This is a genomic window from Aeromicrobium sp. PFPM2_SD2 (assembly GCF_057364525.1).
The window spans coordinates 1-1,019 of the sequence record NZ_JBNFNZ010000637.1; the positions used below are offsets into that span (position 1 = coordinate 1).

Annotated in this window: 2 protein-coding genes; both read right to left on the reverse strand. The window is 72.7% G+C overall.

Going from position 1 to position 1,019, the window contains the following annotated elements:
- Positions 1-164: 164 nt before the first annotated feature.
- Positions 165-368: a hypothetical protein gene (locus tag AC2W7G_RS17080; RefSeq protein WP_485869493.1), complete on the reverse strand. Its 204-nt coding sequence runs from the start codon at positions 366-368 to the stop codon at positions 165-167.
- Between the two features lie 51 nt (positions 369-419).
- Positions 420-1,019: VWA domain-containing protein (locus AC2W7G_RS17085; RefSeq protein WP_485869494.1), on the reverse strand; the 600-nt coding region annotated here is incomplete at its 5' end.

A 1,019-nucleotide genomic window follows, 5' to 3' on the forward strand; every position in this document is an offset into this window, starting at 1 on the left:
TCGAAGGCGAGTCGTCGCCCCTCGGGGTCGTGCTCGTCGTCGGCGTTCGAGCCCTCGGACCCGCTGACGATCGCGCGTGGTCGTCGCCGAGCGCGGCCACCCGGGCGAGGGCCGCACGCAGCTCGGCCTCGACCCGGGCGCGCGCGTCCGGCATCAGGAGGGGGTCAGCGCCGACCGGACTCGTCGGTGCCGGTCGTGATGACCAGCAGACCGACGCCGACAAGGAGGGCGATCACGACGCCGAGGACGACGCCGGTGCGCAGGCTGCCGAGCAGGACGGACAGCACCAGGCACAGCACGGCCATGGAGGCCGCGAAGGTGCCGAGGACGGGGTCTCTCGTGGGGCGGGGAAGGGTGGGGAAGCTCACCGCTCCAGGATAGGTCGGACCGCCGGGGATCTCGCGCCGAGATCGGGCGTGTCAGACCGGTAGGAGCCGCGTCACGAAGCGGGTCAGCTGGTCGACGTTGCAGCACTCGTGCATGGGCACCACGTCGGCGTACTCCAGGGCGGCGGAGTCACCCAGGCCCCACCGCGACGCGGCCTCCGGGTTGAGCCAGAAGGTGCGCCGGGAACGCTGCGCGATCCGGTGCAGCGCCTCGAGGTTCGGGTCGAAGTTGTTGTTGCGCGCGTCGCCCAGGACGAGCACCGCGGTGCGCGGGCCGACGGCGTCCAGGTGGTGGTCCACGACGTCGGCGAACGCCTCGCCGTAGTCGCTGCTGGTGTGCCACTTGGTCACCCGCGCCTCGGCGCGGATGCGGTCGGCCAGGTCGTCACCCCCGGCCCGGACCAGCTCGGTGACCTCCGCCATCGCGTTGACGAAGGCGAAGACGCGGATCTTGCTGAACTGGTCGCTGAGCGCCTGGACCAGCAGCATCGTGAACTCCGAGAAGCCGGCCACCGACCCCGAGACGTCGCAGAGCAGGACCAGCTCGGGCCGGGTCGGACGCGGGCGCTGCCACGCGGGCTTCACCGGCACGCCGCCGGTGGACGCGGCGCGACGCAGCGTGCGCCGCACGTC